This window comes from Enhygromyxa salina (assembly GCF_002994615.1).
Classification (GTDB): Bacteria; Myxococcota_A; Polyangia; order Nannocystales; family Nannocystaceae; genus Plesiocystis; species Plesiocystis salina_A.
Map to the genome: position 1 here is coordinate 1 of NZ_PVNK01000154.1, position 17,364 is coordinate 17,364.

The 17,364-nt window shown below is 69.6% G+C and carries 16 protein-coding genes and 1 pseudogene; 8 read left to right on the forward strand and 9 right to left on the reverse strand.

Annotated features, from left to right (window positions below):
• The first annotated feature begins 314 nt into the window (after nt 1–314).
• A complete protein-coding gene (locus ENSA5_RS16865; protein WP_181197834.1) occupies nt 315–1,004 on the forward strand; it encodes a DUF4336 domain-containing protein in 690 nt (229 codons plus the stop codon).
• A 667-nt stretch (nt 1,005–1,671) separates the two neighbouring features.
• Here ENSA5_RS16865 and ENSA5_RS16870 read toward each other — a convergent pair.
• The 4 genes from ENSA5_RS16870 to ENSA5_RS16885 form a co-directional block, all read right to left on the reverse strand.
• Nucleotides 1,672–2,445, reverse strand: coding sequence for a sensor histidine kinase (locus ENSA5_RS16870; protein ID WP_181197835.1), 774 nt, complete (start codon nt 2,443–2,445; stop codon nt 1,672–1,674).
• A gap of 80 nt (nt 2,446–2,525) precedes the next feature.
• The gene (locus ENSA5_RS16875) at nt 2,526–3,287 is read right to left on the reverse strand and encodes a response regulator (RefSeq protein WP_106392697.1); all 762 of its coding nucleotides are present in this window, start codon (nt 3,285–3,287) and stop codon (nt 2,526–2,528) included.
• Nucleotides 3,288–3,347: 60 nt separating this feature from the next.
• Entirely contained in the window at nt 3,348–4,724 is a 1,377-nt protein-coding gene (locus tag ENSA5_RS16880) for a MiaB/RimO family radical SAM methylthiotransferase (protein WP_106392698.1), read from the reverse strand.
• A gap of 31 nt (nt 4,725–4,755) precedes the next feature.
• Nucleotides 4,756–5,649 carry a hypothetical protein gene (locus tag ENSA5_RS16885; protein ID WP_146155790.1) on the reverse strand — a complete coding sequence of 298 codons (894 nt, stop codon included), beginning with the start codon at nt 5,647–5,649 and terminating at the stop codon, nt 4,756–4,758.
• 67 nt (nt 5,650–5,716) lie between these two features.
• On the opposite strand from ENSA5_RS16885, the gene ENSA5_RS16890 reads away from it, so the two are divergent.
• From ENSA5_RS16890 to ENSA5_RS16905, 4 genes are all read left to right on the forward strand, one after another.
• Entirely contained in the window at nt 5,717–6,601 is an 885-nt protein-coding gene (locus ENSA5_RS16890; RefSeq protein WP_106392700.1) for a hypothetical protein, read from the forward strand.
• Between the two features lie 17 nt (nt 6,602–6,618).
• Nucleotides 6,619–7,845 carry a radical SAM family protein gene (locus ENSA5_RS16895; protein ID WP_106392701.1) on the forward strand — a complete coding sequence of 409 codons (1,227 nt, stop codon included), beginning with the start codon at nt 6,619–6,621 and terminating at the stop codon, nt 7,843–7,845.
• An 85-nt stretch (nt 7,846–7,930) separates the two neighbouring features.
• A complete protein-coding gene (locus ENSA5_RS16900; RefSeq protein WP_106392702.1) occupies nt 7,931–8,839 on the forward strand; it encodes a hypothetical protein in 909 nt (302 codons plus the stop codon).
• 27 nt (nt 8,840–8,866) lie between these two features.
• On the forward strand, nt 8,867–10,264 hold the full coding sequence (locus tag ENSA5_RS16905; RefSeq protein WP_106392703.1) for a radical SAM protein: 1,398 nt from the start codon (nt 8,867–8,869) through the stop codon (nt 10,262–10,264).
• 3 nt (nt 10,265–10,267) lie between these two features.
• Here ENSA5_RS16905 and ENSA5_RS16910 read toward each other — a convergent pair.
• The 3 genes and pseudogenes from ENSA5_RS16910 to ENSA5_RS16920 all read right to left on the reverse strand — a co-directional run.
• Nucleotides 10,268–11,146, reverse strand: a pseudogene (locus ENSA5_RS16910) (hypothetical protein); the annotation flags it as partial.
• Between the two features lie 12 nt (nt 11,147–11,158).
• On the reverse strand, nt 11,159–11,440 hold the full coding sequence (locus ENSA5_RS16915) for a DUF1573 domain-containing protein (protein ID WP_181197836.1): 282 nt from the start codon (nt 11,438–11,440) through the stop codon (nt 11,159–11,161).
• Nucleotides 11,441–11,511: 71 nt separating this feature from the next.
• Entirely contained in the window at nt 11,512–12,699 is a 1,188-nt protein-coding gene (locus ENSA5_RS16920; protein ID WP_106392706.1) for a hypothetical protein, read from the reverse strand.
• A 36-nt stretch (nt 12,700–12,735) separates the two neighbouring features.
• On the opposite strand from ENSA5_RS16920, the gene ENSA5_RS16925 reads away from it, so the two are divergent.
• Nucleotides 12,736–14,271: a c-type cytochrome gene (locus tag ENSA5_RS16925; RefSeq protein WP_106392707.1), complete on the forward strand. Its 1,536-nt coding sequence runs from the start codon at nt 12,736–12,738 to the stop codon at nt 14,269–14,271.
• 25 nt (nt 14,272–14,296) lie between these two features.
• On the opposite strand, the gene ENSA5_RS16930 is transcribed toward ENSA5_RS16925, so the two are convergent.
• Nucleotides 14,297–14,950: a Tll0287-like domain-containing protein gene (locus tag ENSA5_RS16930; protein WP_181197837.1), complete on the reverse strand. Its 654-nt coding sequence runs from the start codon at nt 14,948–14,950 to the stop codon at nt 14,297–14,299.
• A 106-nt stretch (nt 14,951–15,056) separates the two neighbouring features.
• Entirely contained in the window at nt 15,057–15,293 is a 237-nt protein-coding gene (locus ENSA5_RS37775; RefSeq protein WP_181197838.1) for a hypothetical protein, read from the reverse strand.
• A 26-nt stretch (nt 15,294–15,319) separates the two neighbouring features.
• Between ENSA5_RS37775 and ENSA5_RS16935 the strand changes: the two genes are divergently transcribed.
• Together ENSA5_RS16935 and ENSA5_RS16940 are read left to right on the forward strand one after the other, a co-directional pair.
• A complete protein-coding gene (locus tag ENSA5_RS16935) occupies nt 15,320–16,090 on the forward strand; it encodes a phytanoyl-CoA dioxygenase family protein (protein ID WP_258182883.1) in 771 nt (256 codons plus the stop codon).
• A gap of 179 nt (nt 16,091–16,269) precedes the next feature.
• Nucleotides 16,270–17,259, forward strand: coding sequence for a hypothetical protein (locus ENSA5_RS16940; protein ID WP_106392710.1), 990 nt, complete (start codon nt 16,270–16,272; stop codon nt 17,257–17,259).
• The last annotated feature ends 105 nt before the right edge of the window (nt 17,260–17,364 follow it).

The window sequence follows — 17,364 nt, forward strand, 5'->3', positions numbered from 1 at the left end:
CCGTCCCCATCTCCGTCCCCATCCCCGTCCCCGTCGCCATCGCCCGCCGCTTCGGCGCCAGTCTCCGAGCCGTCGCCCGCGTCGAGGGGCGCCGAGTCCAGGCAACCCGAGAGCGCGACGAGCAGCGCGCCGGAGAGGACCAAAGAACATCGATGCATCGCGGCAGGATAGCAGACCCCGACCCCGACCTACGCGTCTGCGTCGCGCTCGGGCACGGCGAGGAGCGCCCCGAGGCCGTCGTGGAGCGCGGCCGTGCGCTCGCCCTTCAGTCAGCGAGCTCCCCGGCTGTATGGAAGAGCTATTCTGGCTCCATCATGCTGCGAAAGATCGACGACGACCTGTGGTGTGCCGACTCGATCCAGCGCATCAGCGCCGGCTTCCACTTGCCAGCACGGATGACGATCGTGCGCCTCGCCGACGGCCTCTGGCTCCACTCGCCGATCGCGATCGACGACGCGCTCGCGGCCGCGATCGACGAGCTCGGCCCGGTTCGTCACCTCGTCGCGCCGAACTGCTTTCACCACCTGCACCTGGGCCCCGCGAGCGAGCGCTGGCCCGAGGCCCGGGTCCACGCTCCGCTTGGGCTTCGCAGCAAGCGCGAGGATCTACGCATCGACGCCGATCTCACCGATCGCTACGCGACCTGGTCGCCGGCGATCGAAGTCATCGAGATCGCTGGCGGGCCCGCGCTGTCCGAGTTCGTGTTCGTCCATCGCCCGAGCGCGACCGTGATCGTCTGCGACCTCGTGTTCAACATGCACGAGGCCCAGGGCGTGATGACCAAGCTCATCTTGCGCATGGTCGGGGCCTGGCAGCGCGTGGCTCAGAGCAAGATGTGGCGGCGGGTGATCAAAGATCGGGCTGCGGCGAGTCGTAGCTGCGCGCGCGTGCTGGAGCATCCGTGCGCACGAGTGATCATGTCGCACGGGGAGATCCTCGAGGGCGCCGATACCCATGAGCAGCTTCGAGGGGCGCTCACGTGGATGCTCGCCGAGGCTGCGTGAGCCGGGGTGTACTTTTTTGTTGCGTGGTCGGGGAACTCGGCTAGCAGCCCGGGGTGCAATGCATCGTGTCGCCTCGCGCCGGAATTTTTGCCGAGGGCGCGAAGCCAAAACGCCGCTGTACCGGGCGTACTGCAAGTTTTGGCGACAAAGCCATCGGCGAAGAGGCCAAGCGAGGCGGCGCGAGGCATTGCACCCCGGGCTGCTAGCAGCCCGGGGTGCAATGCATCGGGTCGCCTCGCGCCGGAATTTTTGCCGAGGGCGCGAAGCCAAAACGCCGCTGTACCGGGCGTACTGCAAGTTTTGGCGACAAAGCCATCGGCGAAAAGGCCAAGCGAGGCGGCGCGAGGCATTGCACCCCGGGCTGCTAGGGTTCGCGGCGGCGGGCTGGCGTAATGGTAAACGCAAGCGACCAGTAGATTGCTCGTTCGTAGCACAACGGGTTCGGGTGGGACGTCGCCCCAAGTGCGTGGCGTCCATGTGATTCGAGTCCTTCGACAGAACATCCAGGTTCGAGTCCTGGGCCCGCCATTGATCGACCACATAGGCTCGTTACACGACCACGACCAAGTCCATCGTGATCGACGGGCAGCGCGTCGAGTTCGAGCGCGCGTCTGTGCCTGCAGGGCTGCCGCGACAAGGCCGAGCTCCCCCCAATGGGAAGCGCCGATCAGGCGGCGACCTTACCCAGCCGGATCCAAAAGCACGAGCCCTCGGGCGCGCGCGGCTCCACGCCGACCTCGCCCCCCATCGCCTCGCTCAAGTTCTTGACGATCGCCAGCCCGAGCCCCGTGCCGCCCATGTGGCGCGAGCGCCCCGGGTCGACGCGATAGAAGCGCTCGAACACGCGGCTGCGGTGGTCCGGCGCGATCCCGGGCCCCTCGTCGCGGACCTCGATCCGGACCGCGGCGTCTTGCTCGACCGCGACGAGCTCGACGGTCCCGCCCTTGGGCCCATACTCGACCGCGTTCTCGACCAGGTTGACCAAGACCTGCTCGAGCGCGCGCGGGTCGGCACAAACCCGGAGCTGGGGATCGATGTCGACCTCGAAGACCACGCTCCGACTGCGGCAAGTCTCGCTGACCGAGCAGCTGACCGAGCGCGCGACCGAGCTCAGCGACAGCGGCTCGAGCTCAATCTCGTACCTTCCAGCCTCGATCCGCGAGATGTCGAGCAGATCGGAGATCAGCTGGCCAAGGCGCTCGGCGTTGCGGCGCACGGCGTCGAGGAAGCGCCGGGCCGTCGCGGGCTCGTCGAGCCCGCCGAGCAGCAGCGTCTCGGCGTTGGCCTGGATGATGCTGACCGGCGTGCGCAGCTCGTGCGAGACGTTGGCGACGAAGTCGCGGCGCACGGTCTCGAGCCGACGGATCTCGGCCTCGAACAGATCGCGCTCGCGGGCCAGCTGCTCGATCGTGCGCTCGAGCTGCTCGGACTGCTCGGACACGGGGTCGCACGAGCCTGGCATCGGCGGGCGTCGGTCTTTGTCGCCTTCAGCCACGGCCTGGGGGCCCAAAAGAGTGCGGCTCAGGATCCGTCTGCGAGGGCAGGTGCAGGCGCAGCGCCCACTTCGCCCGCGCCCCCGAGCCCATCGATCTCTTCTTGATCGCGGAATCGATAGCCGACGCCGCGCAGGGTCTCGATGTAGCTGCCGACCTCGCCGAGCTTCTTGCGCAGGCGGGTGACGTGGGTATCGACGGTCCGCGTGGTCAGGCCCGCGTGCATGCCCCAGACGTCGGCGAGCAGCGTGTCGCGTGTCTGGACCCGACCGGCGCGGGCCAGGAAGGTCGAGAGCAGGCGAAACTCGAGCGCGGTCAGGCGGACCTCTTCGCCCCCGACCCAGACCCGGTGGCTGGACGTATCAACCTGGAGCGCGCCGATCTCGAGGCGCGCGGGGTCTTCGTCGCTGGGACCACCGACGCGACGCAGCACGGCCCGCACGCGGAGCATGAGCTCGCGGACGGAGAAGGGCTTGGTCACGTAGTCGTCGGCCCCGACCTCGAAGCCGACGACGCGGTCGAGCTCGTCGCCGCGCGCGGTGAGCATGACGATCGGGACCTTCCGCGTCCGCTCGGTCGCGCGAATCTGTCGACAGACCTCGGTGCCCGGGATGTCGGGCAGCATCAAGTCGAGCAAGACCAGGTCGGGGGCAGGATCCAAGGCGGCGGCCTCGAGACCCGCGCGTCCGCTGGCAGCCCTGCGTGTCCCGTAGCCCTCGCGCTGGAGGTTGAACTCCAGCGTATCGAGCAGGTCCTGCTCGTCCTCCACGATCAGGATGGTGGTCGACATAGACGAGCGGGTAGTAGCACGCGAGCGTCACAGCCTGGTAACGAACGAGCTGATGTCAGGTCACGACCCCGGCGTCATTGACGCCAGCACCTGCCCGCGGCGTTCCTGCTCGGTGACGAGCTCGACACGCAGGAGGACCCGGCGCCCGAGCAGCTCGTCGGGACCGTCGACGGCCAGCTTGAGGTAGTTGTCCGTCAGAGCCACCAGCGCGCCGTCGGAGCGCCGACGGTGGCGCAAAACGACGGCGGAGCGCTCGTGGCCGAGCTGCGACTCGACGAAGGCCCGCTCGCTGGCTGCGACCTGGTCGCGCAGGATCCGGCTGCGACGCGCGGCGACCTCGGGCGAGACACGATCTCCGAGCAAGGCGGCCGGCGTCCCGCGGCGCGGCGACCACACGAACACGTGCGCGAAGGGGATCGCGCAGGTCTCGAATAGGGCCAAGCTCCGCTCGAACGCCGCTTCGGTCTCGCCCGGGAAGCCGAGGATCACGTCCGTACCCAGGCCGATGTTGGGCGCGAGCGCCCGCAAGCGCGGGATCAGCTGGTCGAGATCGGCGACTCGGTGAGCGCGGCGCATCGCCCGGAGGATCCCGTCGTCGCCGCTTTGAACCGGGAGATGGATGTGCTGGCACAAGCCCGCGCCGGACTCGTCGGTGCCCTGCCCGAGCAGCGCGGCGAGCTCGTCGTCGACCTCGTGCGGGTCGACGGAGCCGAGGCGCAGGCGCGCGCTCGGGTGGTCGCGCAACAGGCCCGCGAGCAAGGTGGCCAGAGACTGCTTGCGGGCTCCGACACCTTGCGTCTCGCGCGCAGACCTCGAGTCTCGCCCCCACGCGCCGAGGTGAGCGCCCGTCAGCACGACCTCGGGCGCGCCAGCGTCGACGAGGGCGCCGAGCTGCTCGCTCGCAAGCTCGGGTGGCGCGCTGCGACTGCGGCCTCGGACCTGGGGCACGATGCAAAAGCTGCACTGGTAGTCGCACCCGTCTTGAACCTTCAATAGAGGGCGCGTGCGCGCGGGCGCTTCGGCGGGTGGAGCGACCCACGGCCGCGGACGCAGGCGCCGAGTCAGGCGCTCGACGGCGACCAGTGGCGCCGGGCGCTCGACCACGCCCTCGAGCAAGTCGAGCAGCTCGGGCCCGCGCTTCTCGACGTTGCCGATGACCGCGTCGAGCTCGGGCATCGCCGCGAGCTGCTCGGGCTCGGCGTTGGCGTGACAACCGGTGATGACCACGCGCGCGTCCGGGTTACGCCGCCGGGCCCGGCGGATCGCCGCGCGGGCGTCCGCGTCGGCGGCGTGGGTGATCGCGCAGCTGTTGAGGACGTAGAGCTCGGCGTCTTCGAGCGCGACCTGACGATGGCCACGCGCGCGCAGCTGCTCGGCGATCGCGTCGCTCTCGGCCTGGTTGAGCCGACAGCCGTGGGTCTCGACGGCGAAGCGCACCGCGGGAGTATGCGCGAGCGGGAGCCCGCGGTCAGCTGCCCGCGTCGGAGAAGTGGAAGTACAGGTTCGAGGGGCCGCCCTGCAGCGCGCCGTCGCGGTACGGGAGCGAGGCGATCCACGGCCGCAGCAGCTGGTGGCCCTGCTTCGCCAGGCACGCGTTCATCGCCGCGATCTGCCCGCCGACGAACTCGGCCGCGAGCTCGTCGCGCGCGGCCGCGGCCGCCAGCCAGGTCTCGAGCACCGTCGCCGACGAGGCGTGAAAGTAGACCTGGCGGCCGCCGCTGAGCTGGCAGTGCTGGAACACGAGGTAGCGACTGCCACGCCACAGGGCCTCGAAGCGCCGCAGATCGCGGATCACACGGGGCGCGCGGGTCGGATCGAGGCGGACGTAGACCTTGAAGTCCGACAGCTGCGCCCGGGTGAAGTCGATACCGAGGATGTAGACGGACCCCGGCTGGAGCGAGCTCGGCAACGGCGGCACGTCGAGGGCCGCGCGCAGCCGCTCGACCGCGACGTCGGAGCGATCACGGAAGATCAAGTAGTACTTGAGGCGCGCGCGCTCGGGCGCGGCGTCGATCCCGAGCACGATCTGCAGGACCTCGGGCCCGGCCGCGGCGCCGCGGCGCAGGGCGTCGAGGAAGGGCGCGGGGATCGGAAATCCGAGCGCCGACGCGAGGGCCTCGAAGCGCTCGTTGGCGACCGAGACGAGGGCCGGGTCGGTCGCGACGTCGAAGTAGCAGGTCTCGCGCCACGGGCACAGCTGCCCCCCGATTCGGGCCGAGTACTCCTCGAAGCTCGGCCACGGTCCAGACCCAGACCCAGACCCAGATCCCGATCGCGCGAGGGCGTCGAAGCGCTGCAGCTCCTCGGGCACGTCCGCGCGCGCCGCCATCAACGCTTGGAGCAAGGGGCTGCGCGCAGGCACGGCGGCGAGACTACCTCAGCCCCGCCCCGGGGCCCGCGCGACGGTGCTATGGTCCGCGCCAGCTCCCGTGCCTGCGTCACCCGACACCGCCAGCGAACGCACGCTGCTGATCCCGAGCACGCCCGGCGATCGTTTCTTCGACTACTGCCTCGAGACCTACGAGCCCCGCGGCGACCCGCACGGCAAGCTGCGCGGCGAGAGCTTGCTGTGGCACAGCCTCGAGCTCGCCGGGCTCCCGATCGAGGCCGACGCGATCTTCCACGCGATCCAGCGGGCCGCCGGGCGCGACATGACCGTGTTCGGCGTGAAGTGGTTCGACGATCGCCTGTCGTGGGAGATGTACTTCTACGACCCCCAGCGCGAGGACAAGCAGATCACCGCCGCGGCGCTGCGCGAGGCCCTCGCGGGCGAGCTCGATCTGGCCGTCGAGGTCCCCGACTCGATCCGCTACTTCATGTACAGCTTCGACCTCGACGCCGACTCGCTCGCCCGCGCGCAGGTCCCCGAGCTCAACATCTACCTGCAGTTCTACGAGGGCCAGGGCGGCCACTCCTACGCCGTCCGCGAGGGCGCCTGCGAGCTGCGCAACACCTACCGCTTCCACCGACCCAAGCTCGAGATCGACGCGATCCTCCACCAGGTTCGGCGCAGCATGTACGTCGACTTCTCGCGCACGCGCCTCGCCGACATCGTCATGCCCGAGCTGTTCGAGTGCGAGAAGATCTGCGTGGCCAAGAAGCGCTTCGCCGACGCGATCTACTACTCGGGCATCACCGTGGATCAGCTCCTGTGGTTCTTCGATCGCTTCGCCTACCCCGCCGCGCTGCGCACCTTCGTCGCGCGCCACCGCGAGGACTTCGAGCACCTGATGTTCGACGTCGGGATCGACTACCTCAGCGGCCCCGACGGCCAGCTCGTCTACCCCAAGACTGGCTATTATTCGACCTTGTGAGCTGAGCCGAGCCGAGCATGTCCAAGGATCTTCTGGTCACGATCGACTCCGAGGGGCCCCTGCCCGGGCAGCTGCGCACAGGCGGGCGGCCTGCGCGGGTCGAGCTCGCGCGCTTCGCCGAGCTGGCCGAGCGCAACGCGACGAGCCGTGACTACGAGCGGGTCATCCTCGTCGGTGACGGCGAGGCCCTCGAGCAGCATGGGTTTGCCTTCGCCACGGCCGCCCGCGAAGGTGGCTTCACCCACGTCCGCCTCGACACCAGCGCCCGGCGCTTGACCCAGGCCCAGCAAGTTCGGGCCGTGGTCATGGCTGGCGTCAACGAGTTCAGCGTGGGCCTCCACGGTGACTGCGCCGAGCTCCACGATCAACTCAGCGGGCGGCCGGGCGACTTCGCCAAGGTTCAGACCTGCCTCGAGCGGCTCTCGAAGCACGAGGTCCGGGTGGTCGTCGACACGATCGTGACCACCGCCAACCTCGCCGCGCTCGCGCAGATCGTCGAGCTCGCGATCGCCAAGGGGGCCAGCCGGGTCGCGCTGTGGAGCTACCTGCCGGCCGAAGACACGCCCGAGACCCGCGCGCTGATCGTGAGCCTCGACGCGCTGATCCCCGCGCTGCGCCCAGCGATCGCGCGCTGCCGCGAGGCCGAGGTCGAGGTCGTCGTGCGCCACGTGCCCGCGTGCCTGCTCGGCGACGCGCGCGACATCCTCGACAACACCCGGCCCGACGCGCTCGACGGCGTCCGCCCGGGCCGACCGCTGGCGCAGTTCAACTGCCTCCACGAGGCCAAGTGCGAGCACGCCGAGGCCTGCCTCGGGCTCCACCACGCCTACGTCAACGCCCACGGCTGGGAGCTCGAGCGGCTCCAGCCGACGCCGCGGGTACGCCCGTGGCGCGAGCGCGACCGCAGCGTCGAGCGCACGACCGGCGGCGCCGCGGGCCCGCGCGGGCACGCGAGCTGGCTGGCGCTGCTCGGTCCCCACGCCGAGCGGGTCGCGGGCGTCTCGCTGACGCGGACGGAGGCCCGCTACCCGATGCAGATGCCCGACGGGACCCGCTTCGTCCTGGTCCTGAGCGCGCGCGACGACGACGCGCGGACCTTCATCCAGAGCGCGTCGTTCAACCTCGCGTACACCGACGTCGAGGGCCCGGCCCAGGAGCGAGCGATCGCCACCTTCGTCGAGCCGGTCCTGCGGACGATCGCCGCCAACGATGACGGCTCGCTCTGCCTCGACGCCAAGGCCTAGCCCCCCGGGCTGCTAGACGGAGCCCGCGCCATGACCGCGGAGCTCCGCTACTCTCGGACCGCGGGCTGACGTACCCTTGACGACGTTGTCGCCCCCAGACCAACCCCCGGCCTCGACGCCGGTCTACGACTCGCCCGCCACGGGCCTGGTCCCGGCCAGCGATCGCGACCGCCCGATCAACCTCGGCTTCGAGGCCTACCACCCCGTGCGTCCGATCCCGGGCAAGGTCCGGGGCGAGAACCTGCTGTGGCACTCGCTCCTCCACGCGGGGCTGCTCGACGCATGGGACGACGCGCTGCATGCGATCCAGCGTCGGCTCGGGCGCGACCGGACGATCTGGGGTGTGTTCCTCGATCTCGACAGCGGCGCGCTCGCGTGGGAGCTGCGGGTGCTCGCCCGGGGCTCGGCGCCGGACATCGTCGACACCCTGCGCGAGACCCTGGCCCCGTGGCTCGAGCTCGCGCCGGGCGTCGCCGCAACTCCCGAGTCCGCCGTCGTCGGGCTCCGCTTCGACGCCCAGACCATGAGCCGCGGCCGCGTCGACGCGGTCGAGCTGCACGAGCGCGCGACCGAGTCGCGCGAGACCGCGGTCTTTCGCGTCAGCGCCGAGGCCCGCGAGCTCGTCAGCCGCGACCTCGTGCTCGAGCCCAAGCGCCACATCGACGAGGTCCTGCCCGCGATCAAGCGCAGCGAGGTCGTGAACTTCGCGGCCGACAAGCGCCTGCTCGGCCGCGTGCTGATCCCCGAGCTCTTCGCCTGCCAGCGCCTCCACATCAGCAAGCGTCGCGGCCGCGACGCCCTGTGCTTCTCGGGCGTCAACGTCGAGCAGCTCGCGTTCACCTACAAGCGCTTCGAGTACCCCAAGCCGATGCTCGCGTTCTTGACCGAGCACCAGGCCGAGCTCGAGCACCTGCTCTACGACGTCAGCGTCGAGTACCGCGAGCGCGAGGGTCGGATCGTGTACCCAACGACCGGGTTCTGGGGCAGCCTGTGATGGTGAGCCGCTGATGGAGAGCTACTGATGGAGAGCTACAAGGGACGCTTCGAGCCGACGCGCTTCGAGGACCTCACGGTCACCGTCGACTTTCACTGCCACAGCGCGTGTCGCTTTTGCATCGTGCAAGAGGGCATGAACTACTTCAAGGGCGTGCCCTGGGAGCTCTACACCGCGGCCGTCGACGACAACCGCGCGAGCCAGCGCTACCGCCGGGTGACCTTCACGGGCGGCGAGGTCACGCTCGAGAGCCGGCTGTTCGACTACGTCAACTACGCGCGCGAGTCGGGCAGCTTCGAGCACATTCGGCTCCAGACCAACGGCCGCCTCCTGGCCAACATGGAGTTCGCCAAGAAGCTCGTCGACAGCGGCATCGACGAGTACTTCGTCTCGCTCCACGGCCACGACGCCAAGACCCAAGACTACATCTCGCAGCGCGAGGGCAGCTTCGACGAGGCGATCGCGGGGCTCGAGAACCTCGTGTCGCTCGGCGTCTGCGTGATGACCAACACCGTGCTCACGACCCTCAACCAGCCGCACCTCGCCGACATCGTCGAGACCGTGCGCCGGTTCGCGCCCACGCGCATGGAGTGGTGGAACTACCTGCCAATGGAGGACTACACCGACGAGCGCGAGCTGCTCTCGCCGATGGACAAGCTCGCGCCCTCACTGCGCGAGGCCCTCGCCCGGGCCCGGGGCTACGGGATCGAGACCGCGGTCAAGTACGTGCCCCGCTGCCTGCTCGGCGACGACGCGGCGAGCCAGGACAACACCCAGCCCGACGTCGTCATCGTCGAGGAATTCTACGACATCTACCCCAAGTTCGCGTGCGCCTACGAGGCCAAGTGCGAGTACGCCGAGTCCTGCCTCGGGCTCCACCACCCCTACATCACCAAGTACGGGTGGGAGGAGCAGCTGCTCACGCCCTACCCCCGCACGACCGAGTGGGACGAGCCCGAGTACGGGCTCTGGGTCGGGTCCGACCGGCCCGGCCAGGCCGACGCGGTTGCGACCGATCAGCCGCGCTGGACCGCGCTGATCGACGGCGTCGCCGAGCGCCACGGCGCGCAGCTGTCCGAGGTGATCTTGCAGCGTCGGGCGTGCGTGTATCGCTTCGAGATCGGCGCGGGCGGCCGCGTCGACATCTTGCTGAGCGCACGGACGCAGGAGCACGCGCTGGCCCGCAGCGCCTCGTTCAACCTCCACTATCGCAACCTCCGCGGGGACCTCGGCGACGAGGCGATCCGCGAGGGCTTGACCGCCCTGGTCAAGGACGTGGTCAACACGGTGATCGAGCGTGACCCGGGCGGGATGCGCCTGGATCAGCGCAAGGGCATGGTCGGGCCCGAGGCCTTTCGGCCGCGGCCGAAGTCGAAGGGGCCCAAGGCCGGGGTCAAGAGCCTGCGGGTCCTCAACGCGAAGTAGCGCTCACTGGGGCGTGAGCGTCCCGAGCGCGGGCTCCGTCTTTGGCGCAGCCCCAGCGACCGGCCGCTCGGGCGCGACGCGATAGACGATCTCGATCTTCGGCTCGTCGCGATCGTCCGTGTGCACGATCAGGCGGTGGGGCCCGACCCGGCCCTTGTCATCGAGCGCCTCCCACTTGCTCGGGATGATCTTGGCCGAGATGCTGGCCATCTGGCCCTGGGCCTCCAGGACCTCGGTCTCGACCAGCCCGTCGGGGTCGACGACCTTCTTGATCGTGGGCGCGTCGCCGAAGCGCGACGAGATCCGGATGACCCGCTCGCGCAGCTCACCGTCCCGGCGCACGAAGCGAATCGACTTCATGTAGCGCAGGTTCAGGGCCGCGATCGCGCTGACCGGGATCACGAGCAAGGGCGTGCTCTCGCCGTTGGTGACGACCCGGACCTGGGTCCGGGTCGTCCCGACCTCCCGGGCCCCGCGAAAGGTCAGCTCGTAGGTCGAATTGCCGTCGGCCTCGCCCTCGATCCTGCGCAGCTTGAAGTTCTTGGTGTCGAGGACCTCGACCGACTCGATCTTTATCGTCTCCAAGACTCGGGCCTCCGGCCCGGCGACTGTCTTCGCGGTCGAGCTCTCGCTCAGCTGGAGCTCGAAGGTCGCGGTGCCCGAGGCGCCGACCTTCAGGTCGCGCAGCGCGATGCGGGCCGGCGTCGCGACGAGGTCGACGAGCAGCTCCCCCTTCATCGTCAGCGTGAACTTGGGCTGCTCGGGATCGTCGGAGTGCACGACGATCTTCTTGAGGATCTTTGTGTGGTTGCCCTTGGGCCGGAGCGTGACCTTGACTTCACCTTCCCCACCCGGGGGAATTGCGTCCGTCGACAAGACGGTCGCGGTACAGCCTCAGGTTCGCTGGACGCGCTCGATGTGGAGGTCAGCGGTGCCCTCGTTCTTGATCTTGAAGATGTGCTCGATCGAGTCGGTCGCCTTGATCGCGCCGAACTCGTAGACGGCCTCGTCCGACGCGATCTTGGGCGCGCCCACCTCGACCTCCTGGGCTGCCCCGGTCTCGGTGCCCGCGGGCGCCTCGACCTCGGCGGCCGGCGTCGGCGCGGCGGGCTCCGGGCCGCAGGCGGCGAGCACAAACGAGGTCGCGAGGGTCACAGCCGTGAAAAGCATCTTCATGATCGGCAGCATGCTACCACCGCCTCGTCCGCAGGACCTCTAGCAGCCCGGGCTGCTAGCAGCCCGGGGTGCTAGAGCTCGCGCAGCTCGAGTTCGAGCGCGGCGAAGTGCGGCGCGAAGCTGGCCTCGAAGTCCTCGGGCTCATCCGCCTCGCGCCAGGCGTCCCAGCAGTGCGTGGTCACGGGGCCCTCGAAGAAGCTCGCGATGCGGCCGAGCACCCCCCACGGCCCGCCGAGCACCGACCACGGTCGCGCGCGCACGTGCTCGAAGGCGAGGTTCACGAGCCGGTCCCAGGCCTCGCGCGGGACCGCGTGCAGACCCAGCGCGTGCAGGCCCATGTCGTGCACGGTCATGCCCACGTCGCAGGGGATGTTGGCGAGGAGCTCGACGTCGCGCGCGCGGCGATGGAGCTCGACGGCCCAGCTCGGCGCGACCGTCACGGGCAGCAGGTTGCGACGCACGAGCACGCCCCAGTGGATCGGGCGCAGCGAGGCCCCGACGCCAGCGATCAGGCGGGGCCGGACCCGGGCCAGGCCAGCGCGCCCGGCCAGCGCGCGCGCGTAGGTGGTTGGCGTCGGCACGGTCCGCGGGCACGCCTCATCGTCGAACACGCAGCCGAGGCCCGCGAAGTAGCGACGCATGCGGCGACGGTGAGCGATGCGCATCGAGGCCGCGTACACGGCCGCTGAATTGGGCACCCGGCCGTTGCGCGGGGCCGGATAGTAAACCGACACGCCCGGCGCCCGCTCGCCCTGCGCGACGACATAAAACGGCTCGGGGCGGACGCCGTAGAGCCGCTCGTAGTAGCCGAAGTCACGCAGCAGCAGCGCGCGGTCGGGGTCGTCGTCGAGGGTCGCGGGCTCGCGGCGGACCTCGGCCGCGATCGGCTCGGCGAGCTCGCGCAGCGAGGGCGGCGTGACCGTCCAGCGGCGGGCGCCGTCGCCCAGGCTCGTGCGCAGCGCGTCTGCGAGGGTCCGGCAAGCGGCCACGCCGACCTCCGCGGGCGCGGGCACGCGGTAGCTCAGGCCCAGCCCCGCGACGCGCGCGGGCGGCTCGTGGCCCTCGCCCTTCGCCGCGACCGGCACGACCTCGATCTCGACCGCGTCCAAGCCCCGCCGCAGCTCGATGCAGACCGGCTCGCGCTCGTCGAGGCGATAGCAGTCGGCGAGCACGTAGTCCCCGAACACGTGCGCGTCGAGGTCCAGCGCAGGCCGGAGCAGCTCGAGCAAGTGCCGGGGGCTGAGGGTCGCCTCGATCATCTGGCTCAGTATCCCCGACAGCGGCTAGAATGCCTCATGCGTGGGCCGCTCCAGTACTCGGTGACGTCGCTGCTATTCACGCAAGCGCTCTTTACGCTCGCCTGCTCGACGCCCCCCGACGGATCGGCCGACTCGAACGCGAGCAGCGAAGACGGCGAGGGCACCGCGGGCGAGAGCGAGACCTCGGACACCGGCCCGGCGAGCTGCGTCGACGCCGACGGACCGTGGGACGCGGGCTACGCGATCGAGGGCCCCGACATCCCCGCAGGCGATCCTGAGCAGGGCCTGTGGGCGCTGGTTCACCAGGACTACGTCAACTGCGGGATCCCCTACGACCTGTTCGTGACCGCGGCCGAGTTCGTCGCCCAGCTCCAAAACGAGCCGCTCCCGTGGCGCGACGGCAAGGCGGCCGAGCTGCCCTATGACTGGAACCTCGTCGTGTCCGAGGGCGGGACCGAGCTGGTCGCGAGCAACTGCCTGACCTGCCACGCGGACTACTTCAACGACGAGCTGATCCTCGGCCTCGGCCGCCACACCGCCGACTATACCGAAGACTTCGGCGCCTTCGCCGGGCTGCTCCCGATGCTCGAGGAGGGCACCGACGCGGCCCTCGAGCTCGAGAAATTTCGCGAACGCACCGAGACCCTCGCCCCCCACGTCCAGACCTACACCGTCGGCAGCAACCCCGCCGACGTGATCGCAATCGTGCTGTCCGCCCACCGCGATCCCGAGACCCTCGCGTGGTCGAGCGAGGCGCTCAACCCCCTCGACCCGCCGATGATCGTGGCCGACACGCCGCCGTGGTGGCGGGTCAAGAAGAAGGCAGGCCACTTCGCCAACGGCATGTCCCGCGGCGATCACCGCGGCTCGATGATGTTCGCCTCGTCGCTGTGCGTCGACAGCGTCGAGCAAGCCGAGCAGATGCTCGACTACTTCTCGGACATCCGCGCGTACATCGCTAGCATCGAGGCACCCCGCTACCCGTGGGCGATCGACGAGCAGCTCGCGGCCGAGGGCGAGGAGATCTTCACCTGCGACTGCGCGGGCTGCCACGGGAGCTACTCGCAAGACCCCGAGGCCGAGACCTACCCGAACTTGCTGATCCCGCTCGACATCATCGCCACCGATCCCGTCACGGCCCAGCTCGCCGCCAGCGGTGAGGGCTCCGGCCAGCAGGTCGAGTGGTTCAACAGCTCGTGGTATGGCCAGTTCACCGAGCTCCGGCCCGCCGCGCCCTTCATCGGCTACGTCGCGCCGCCGCTCGACGGGATCTGGGCCACGGCGCCCTTCTTCCACAACGGCTCCGCGCCCAGCCTCGCAGCGGTGCTCGACTCGAGCGCCCGCCCACGCTACTGGCGACGCGCGACCTACGACAGCACCGACTTTGATCGAGACCAGCTCGGCTGGCGCTTCGTCGAGCTCGACTACGGTCAAGCCGAGGCGTCCGACACCGAGCGCAAGCACATCTACGACACCACGATCCTCGCCCACGGCAACGGCGGGCACACCTTCGGGGATCACCTCGACGACGGCCAGCGCGCCGCCGTGCTCGAGTACCTCAAGACGCTCTGACCGGTGGCGGGGACGAGCAGGGAGGTCACAGCGTCTTGCTGACGACAAAGGCCCCGCGCAGCTCCCCCACCGCGAAGCCCGTGGCCTCGTCTTCGGGGTAGAGGCTCGCGAGCTGATCGCGTACGGCCGGATCGAGGCCCTCGGCGGGGCCGTGGCAGCCGAGGCACAGGCCGCCCATCGGGATCGCCCGCATGTAGAGGAGCCGTTTGCCCTCGGGGCCGCGCTCGATCTCGTGCCACTCGAGCGCGGCGATGTCCGGGTTGTCGCCCGCCGCGCGCTGCTGCAGATCCGCGAGTCCCCGGCGCTGCCACTCGTTGGGCGCGTTGGTCGGGTTGCGCAGCCGCGCCGCCGTCCGTCCGACGACCCAGCCGTCCTCGCTCATCGCCGCCGCGATCGCGGGCGCCCGCTCGCGACAGACCGCGATCGCCTCGACCGGTCCGCCGTCTCCCTCCATCGCGCCGAGGAGCTCGGCTTTGAGCTCGGCCTGGAAGCGATCGGTGCGCGCGTGGGCATCACGCGTCAGAGCCTCGACGTCCTCCACCTCGCTGGCCTCGTTGGCCTCGCTGGTCGCGCGCGCCTTGCTGGCCTCGCTGGCCTCGCTGGCCTCGCTGGTCGCGCGCGGGGCCTGGCGTGACTCACCCCGGCAGCCCGAGGCCGCGACCACCACTGCGAAGACCATCCATCGACTGCTCGAATGCATCAGCCACGATAGTCACCGCGAGACGCCGAGCGGCCAACGCTCGCAGCGCGAAACATCTGCGGGTCGTCACCACGCGCGTAGCTCGCTACGCCCGGCGCGTGGACCTGCCGATCAGCGAGGGCACGACCGCGAGCGGCGCGGTCCCGGCCAAGCGCCAGGTGCTCGGCGGGGAGGCACCGAGGTCGACCACGTGCACGAAGTTGTCGAAGCCCTCGCCGAGGGGACATGCGCTGCCACGACTCGAGCTTGTGCGAAATTGATCGACCCGCGCAGCTCGCGTTCGGGAGATCTCGCAACCCACGCCTTTGCGCGCTCGGGCCACGCTGCTATCGTCGCGCCGACTTGTCGATGGACGTTGCAGCGCACACCCAGGAGCTCGTTGAACGCGGTTACACCGTGTTCGAGAGCGTATACCCGCCCGAGTGGGTCGCACAGATGCGCGCCGACATCGAGGGCATCCACACCGAGCTCGGCAAGCCTAATTGCTACGCGCCCGACAGCGTGGAGCTGGCCCCCGAGATCAACCTGTGCGCGGCCGGCATGGCCGTTCGCCGGCTCCTGCACCTGCGCCCGCGCTGGGCCGCCAGCATCCTGCGGCCCGAAGTCATCGCGGCCCTGCGCGGCGCCCTCGGCCACGACATGACCCTCGAGATCGCCGGCTGCGTGGCCTCGGACAAGACGCGACCTTTCTTTAGCTGGCACACCCACGTCGGTGGGGTCGACGACGGCGAGTACCACAAGACTGGTAACTGGCCTTCGGTCAATGCGACCCAGCGGGTGATGACGTTGACTTATCTGCAGGAGCTCACCGATGACAACGGGCCGATGCTGATCTATCCGCGCAAGGTTGGCGATCCCTTGGCGCCGCCGCAGGATCCGGATGCGCACGCTTGGGCGGGGCAGGTCGAGCTGCGGGTGCCGGCTGGGAGTTTGGTTGCGATCGATGAGTGCACCTGGCATGCGGTGAGGCCGAAGGCTGACGAGGGGTTGCGGATGTTTGTTGGGTTGACTTATGCGGCTCGCGAGGCGCCGGTTGGGGGGTGGGCGGATGACAAGCTGGCGGAGCTGGCTGGCGCGCCTGAGGCCAGCGAGCTGCTGCGCTCGGTGCTTCGGGCGTAGAGCTTGGACTCAGAGCCTCCATTTTGATCCTTAGATCAACGAGGCAACTGGACTGAGAGCCTCTGTTTTGATCCTCAGATCAGCAGCAACCCTGAAGCTCATCGCAGCGCACCATCCAGCGCAATACCCGCGCTCTCAAAATTCCTGCAACACCAGGCGCCGCGGGCCGAGAACCCTGCGTGGCCACCTCCGCCCAGAAGCAAGCCAGCGCCGCCCGTCGGGCGAAAAACCGAGCCCGCGGCCTCGCCCGCGACTACCTGCGTGTTCGCGCTCGGCCGATCTATCGCGGTGGCCGCTACAAGATCACCAGGCGCTGCGTCGGCCGGCTGTTCCTCTTCTCTCCAGGATACAAGGCCGCCGAGCTCACCAACTTCCTCGGCTACTGCCTCGCCTACGCGGCGACGCGCTACGGCATCCAGGTCCACTCGAGCCTGTGGATGTCCAACCACCACCACACCGACCTCACGGATCCCGACGCCAACCTCGTGCCCTTCAAGCAGCTCCTGCACAGTCTCGTCGCCCGGGGTCGCAACGCCCAGCTCGGACGCACTGACAGCGTTTGGAGCGGCGACGCCCCATGCGACACGCAGCGGCCGACCGACGACGAGTCGCTGATGGACCTCGTCTACACGCTGACCAACCCGGTCGAGGCCGGGCTCGTGAAGTGGTCGCGCGACTGGCCGAGCTTCACCACGATCGGCTGGCGCTTCGGCGAGACCCGGACCTTCAAGCGGCCGGATGGGATCTTCGACGAGGACGGCGACATGCCCGAGGAGGTCTCACTGACTCTGGTCCGGCCGGCGATCTTCTCGAAGCTCGATGACGACGCGTTCTACGACAAGTTGATGGACGCGGTGCGTGAGCGCGAGCTCGAGGTTCATCGATACATGCGCAAGGTCGGGCGTCGGTTCATGGGGCAGCGCAAGCTCGCCCGGCAGCGCTGGAATCGTGCGCCGCAGAGCTTCGAGGAGCGGTTCACGATCACACCGAAGCACGCGGCCTCGTGCCTGAGGCTGGTCTTGAACGAGGTGGCACGGGATCGGGAGTGGGAGCGTGACTACGCGGCGGCGCGGGCGGCTCTACTCGCGGGTGAGCCGGCGGTGTTTCCCGCGGGGACTTATTGGATGCGGCGCTTCGCGGGTGTTGATGTGATCGCGCAGGCGCCGTAGCGGGTGGGAAATAGAGAGATGGCGGGGTCGCGCGAGCCATCCTGCCAGCGTGTATTGGTTCGGCGGCGTTGAGACGGGGATTGGAGGGGGGATCAGCCGGTTTTT

Coding starts and splice junctions, on each gene's coding strand:
- ENSA5_RS16930 (WP_181197837.1), bottom strand. CDS start 14,950: ATGGTCTTCGCAGTGGTGGTCGCGGCCTCGGGCTGCCGGGGTGAGTCA.
- ENSA5_RS16905 (WP_106392703.1), top strand. CDS start 8,867: ATGGAGAGCTACAAGGGACGCTTCGAGCCGACGCGCTTCGAGGACCTC.
- ENSA5_RS16895 (WP_106392701.1), top strand. CDS start 6,619: ATGTCCAAGGATCTTCTGGTCACGATCGACTCCGAGGGGCCCCTGCCC.
- ENSA5_RS16915 (WP_181197836.1), bottom strand. CDS start 11,440: ATGAAGATGCTTTTCACGGCTGTGACCCTCGCGACCTCGTTTGTGCTC.
- ENSA5_RS16865 (WP_181197834.1), top strand. CDS start 315: ATGCTGCGAAAGATCGACGACGACCTGTGGTGTGCCGACTCGATCCAG.
- ENSA5_RS16925 (WP_106392707.1), top strand. CDS start 12,736: ATGCGTGGGCCGCTCCAGTACTCGGTGACGTCGCTGCTATTCACGCAA.
- ENSA5_RS16875 (WP_106392697.1), bottom strand. CDS start 3,287: ATGTCGACCACCATCCTGATCGTGGAGGACGAGCAGGACCTGCTCGAT.
- ENSA5_RS16920 (WP_106392706.1), bottom strand. CDS start 12,699: ATGATCGAGGCGACCCTCAGCCCCCGGCACTTGCTCGAGCTGCTCCGG.
- ENSA5_RS16935 (WP_258182883.1), top strand. CDS start 15,320: ATGGACGTTGCAGCGCACACCCAGGAGCTCGTTGAACGCGGTTACACC.